The sequence below is a fragment of the Treponema sp. genome, assembly GCF_052169735.1.
In the GTDB taxonomy this organism is placed as follows: domain Bacteria; phylum Spirochaetota; class Spirochaetia; order Treponematales; family Treponemataceae; genus Treponema.
The window spans coordinates 1-4,907 of the sequence record NZ_JBQNBW010000102.1 but is presented as its reverse complement, the minus strand read 5'-3'; the positions used below and the strand labels follow the sequence as shown (position 1 = coordinate 4,907).

Sequence of the window (4,907 nt, the reverse complement as noted above, 5' to 3'; positions counted from 1 at the left end):
GGTGAACCGTTTCTTTTCTCCTTTTTTGGGGCATTTTATTTTACAACTTACCGCCTGTTCGGCAAAGCAGTTGGAAACCTCTAAAAATGTCAGTTTTTTAAGCGGTTTTCCATTTTTCTCATTACATTAAGCATTAAAAACAATCCGATTATAATCATTGTAAAATCTACAATAGGTTCCGCCCACCAAACAGCTGACACTCCGAATAATTTCGGCAACAGAAGTATCGCCGGAACAAATAATATCAATTGTCTCAACAGTACAATGATCCCTGCTTTTTTACCATCTCCAATGGATTGGAAAAAGGTCAATGTCATAATCATAATTCCATATAAAATAAATGTGGAATAAAACATCTTAAAGTTTTTAACACCGGCTTCAATAATCTCATGTCTTACACTGAATAACGACAGTAATGTATCGGAACAAAACATTGACGGTATCCACGAAGCTGCCGCAAGAATAGTTGCTCCATACATAAAAATCTTCATCGTATCTTTTACTCGCCCGTATTGCTTTGCTCCGAAATTTGCTCCTATAACAGGCTGCAATCCTTGACTCATTCCCCACAACGGAATAAATGAAAACATATATAATCTCATTGTTGCAGACATCAAAATTCCCCAGTTATCTCCGCCATATACAAAGGCTTGCTTAAATAAAAATGTTTGCTGTACCGCAAATAAAATTTGCATCATCATTGCCGAACTGCCGATACTAAACATTTCACGGTAAATCACCTTGTACTTTTTGATTTTATGGATTTTCACAAATGAACTCTTCTTTGAAAAATAGTGAAATGTTAATAAAGCTTGTACGATTTGAGATAATACGGTTGCGATAGCAGCTCCTTCAATAGCATACTCTCCCATGAGCTTCATAAGAATAGGGTCTAAAATAATATTGAGTATGGCTCCCGTTCCCATAATCATCATTGATTGTTTTAATGCTCCTTCGCCGCGCATTGTCATATTACCTGCTTGAGCGAAGTTAACAAATAGAGATCCAAAGAACACAACCCGCAAATATCTCACCCCCAGCTCTTTGATATTTCCTTTAGCGCCAACCATGTCTAAAAAATAAGGTGCGAATATCAAACCTGCTATTGTGATAATTGCAGAAAATAAAATGACCCAATAACAAAAATTACCGAATATTTTATCTATTGTTTCTTTATCACCCTTACCGATAGCTCGTGATACTATCGATGCACTGCCTACGCCTATCAAAGCCGATATTCCGCCATTTATAATTGTCAAGGACATAGATACACTAATTGCCGACATCGCATAGTCCCCAATAAGGCGCCCTGCAAATATCCCATCCATAAACGGGTACAGGCCGATAACCAGCATTCCGATTATTCCCGGGATGGCTAACTTGAATAACAATTCTTTAGGACTTTTAGTTAATAGCTGTGTTTTCATATCTTGTTTCATCGTAATTCACCTCTTCCTATTGGTTTAGTTATTTTTTTCAAGATCAATAATGTATTGTATTATTGTTTCTTTTATGTACTTCTTATGAGCGTCAAAAGAATTCCGTGCATTAAGCACTTCCGAACTCACTATTAAACTATTAATGTAATGAACTAAAAAGCCATCCTTAAAAATATGTGCCGTAATTCCCAGTTTCTTTGCAATGAGATCAAGCTCTTTAGTTGTATGCAATTTTAGTTCTTGATATAAATCTTCCAAATCCCGATTATAGTTTTTTGCTTGCAAAAGAAGTGCGTACAGCTTCATTAAATCGGTTTTCGCTAATGCCTTACTTGTTAAAATATCACCCATTTGCTGATATTTATCTTTGCTCCGATTATGCGCTAAATATTCAGTTATCAAGCTATTTCTGTATTCATTTCCATCAAGCATTAAGTCTTTAAGCATTTCAGTTGTACTTGCATAATGATGATACACGCCGCCTCTACTCATACCTATTTCCGTAATGACATCTTCCATTGTTGTATTCTGAAAGCCTTTATTTAAAAAGCATTTTTTTGCGGCTTCTCGAATTTCTCTTTTTCTCATCTGTCCAACTTTTTGTTTTTCTTCTTTCAACAAAGTTTCCTCCCCATTTTTATATTAAGATAAAAAACCGACAATAATGTCGGTTTTTAATATAGCGTTATTATCAAGTAATATCAAGTAAAAAAAACACTTTTGCAAAAAATTTGAGGAAAACCTCTAAAAATTAAGTTTCTAGAGATTCCCGCATGTTTTTCGGGGTACCGTGAATAGCTCCTCGCAGGGGCTTTACTGTTTTTGTAAAGCGTGTAATACTTTAAGGAAATGACATCCCACACATTAGAAGTTTTAGAATTTTTCAGAATTGCAGAAATTATTGCAGGCTATTGCCGGTTACCGGAAGCTCATACGCTGTGTTTACAAAAACATCCTTCCATAGATGCTGAGAAAATTGCCGAGGCAAAAAAATTAGGGCGTGATATTCTCTCTTTTTTGCAGAAGGATGAGCAGCTGCCGATTAAAAACCTTCCGCCGATTGAGCCTGTATTAAAGCAGCTGCCTGCATCAGGACTCTGTCTTAGTATAGAAGAATTGTACGCAGCCGGACTTTTAGCGCTGCAAATAGGAGAGCTGAAAGCGTGGGCGGTACAAAAAGAACAGCCGGATAATGCAGCGTGTATGTTGATTGAAGCGATGCCGCCGCTGCCGAAAACGCAGCAGGCAGTGTTCTCGTTTATAGATAAGAACGGAGAGTTATTGGATATTCCCGCACTTACGGCAATTAAAAAAAGAATACAGCGTATAGAAACCGATATTGAAAAAACAATGCGCAGTTATTGTACCGATGAGTCTACAAAAACGATGCTGCAAACGCCTGCACCCGTGCTGAGGAACGGGAGGCAGGTTATTGCCATACGTTCCAACTTTAAAGGGCGGATCAAAGGAATTATTCATGAATATTCCCAATCGGGGCAAAGTTTCTATCTTGAACCGGAAAGTATTGTACTGAGGAATAATGAACTGATGCGGGCGCATGCGGATTATGAACAAGAGCTGCGCCGTTTACTGCGGAAAATGAGTGCGGAAGTTGCGGAAGAAGCGGATGCGCTTGAACAAGCGCACAAGCTCCTTTTGGAGCTTGACTGCGCCGCCGCCGCTGCTCAGTGGGCACATCAAAAAAATGGCGTGTTTGTCTGTGATAGCGGAACAGCGCAAACTTTTTGCCTGGAGGCGGCGCGGCATCCGCTTCTTGGAGAATCCGCCGTGCCCATTGATCTCAGGTTGTCGGAAGACGAGCGGATATTGATTATCACCGGACCGAATACCGGCGGTAAGACCGTAAGCTTAAAAACCGCTGCACTGTTTGTGCTGATGAACCAAACAGGCTGGCCGGTACTCGCCGGAGAGGCAACACGGCTGCCGCTGTTCCGGTATGTCGGCTGCGCTATCGGTGATGAACAGTCGCTCGACCAGTCTCTTTCTACATTTTCTGCTTATATGCAGGCGGTTGCTACTCTTTTAGCAGCTGCTGATCAAGATAGTTTGATTCTCCTCGATGAATTAGGCAGCGGAACCGATCCTCAGGAAGGAGGAGCACTTGCTATGGCGATTTTAGATGAGCTCCTGACCCGTCATGCACGGGTTTTTGTCACAAGCCATCACGGAGTTCTAAAAAACTATGGCTATCGTAAAAAAGGCTGTATAAATGCTTCCGTCTCTTTTGATGAGCAAACATTTCGTCCTTCTTACCGCATTATGATGGGGATTCCGGGTGAAAGCCGTGCCGTCGATATTGCAGAAAAAAACGGTCTAAGCCCGGCTGTTATCCGTTCTGCCCGTGCGTATATGGCTGACAGCTCTGCTGATGCAGCAGCCCTTATCAAGGGATTGATGGAAAAACATGCGCAGCTTGCCGTATTTGAACAGGAAAAAGCAGAAACGGAACGGGTTCTCAAGGAAAAGCAGCGCCGCTGCGATTTAACAGCCTTAAAGCTCCGTCAAAAAGAATTAGTCCTCCGCGCTCAAGGGTATAAGCGCTTAGATGATTTGTTTGAGCAAAAACGTAATGAGCTTGAAAATCTCGTGCGGGAAATTCAGGAAGGGGCGCTGACGCATGAGAAAACCGGTAAGCTCAAGCAATTTTTTGCGGATTTTGAACAGCTCCTTGCAAAAGAGCACTCTCAGATAAGCTCCGAAGAACAAGACATTGCGGCGCTGCAGCAAGATTATCGGAAACAAGAGTCGGCGCCGGCTGCTCAGCCCGGCACAGCAGCTGTCCTTGCAGAAGGGGTAGAGGTATTTATTCCCCATCTCCATCGGCGCGGCATTATTGTAAGAAAAGAAAAGAAGAACTGGCTGGTAGCGGTTGATACAATGAAGATGACCTTTCCCGCCGATAAACTTGAACCGCTTGCTGCTCAAACTTCGGTACAGCTGCGGACTCCGCAGGTAGTGGTAGAAGCAGAGCTGCATAAGGAAAGCCGCCCCGAATTTGAGCTGCGGCTGCTTGGAATGCGGCTGGATGAGGCTGAAAAGCATCTGCAAAATCAGCTTGATCTTGCACTTATGCATAATATGCAGGAATTTTCGATTGTACATGGAAAAGGAAACGGGGTATTGCAAACCATGGTGCAGGAAAAGCTCTCCGCTGCTCCGTATGTTGCGGAGTTTTTCTTTGCCCGTCCTGAACACGGCGGTACCGGTAAAACGGTAGTGCGGCTGCGGTAAAGTACAATAGACTTATTCGATACCTTGCACTTCCGAACAAGTTTACTAAAGTACAAAAGCCCCTCATACGGAATCCGTATGTGGGCATCTCTAGAAACATCAAGCCTATCGGCTTGTTCTGTAAGGAAATGGTTTATTTTATCCGCTAAAGCGGATTGCGAATCAAGCCTATCGGCTTGTTCTGTAAGGAAATGGTTTATTTTATCCGCTAAAGCG

General features: G+C 42.1%; 3 protein-coding genes. 1 reads left to right on the top strand and 2 read right to left on the bottom strand.

Annotated features, from left to right (window positions below):
• Nucleotides 1-89: 89 nt before the first annotated feature.
• Entirely contained in the window at nucleotides 90-1,439 is a 1,350-nt protein-coding gene (locus ACTTJ8_RS11365) for an MATE family efflux transporter (protein ID WP_442721254.1), read from the bottom strand.
• Nucleotides 1,440-1,463: 24 nt separating this feature from the next.
• Complete coding sequence (locus tag ACTTJ8_RS11360; RefSeq protein WP_442721253.1) at nucleotides 1,464-2,060, bottom strand: TetR/AcrR family transcriptional regulator; 597 nt, start codon at nucleotides 2,058-2,060, stop codon at nucleotides 1,464-1,466.
• Between the two features lie 228 nt (nucleotides 2,061-2,288).
• Here ACTTJ8_RS11360 and ACTTJ8_RS11355 point away from each other — a divergent pair, with 228 nt between their 5' ends.
• Nucleotides 2,289-4,691, top strand: a complete 2,403-nt coding sequence (locus ACTTJ8_RS11355; protein ID WP_442721252.1) for an endonuclease MutS2 — start codon at nucleotides 2,289-2,291, stop codon at nucleotides 4,689-4,691.
• Nucleotides 4,692-4,907: the final 216 nt, after the last annotated feature.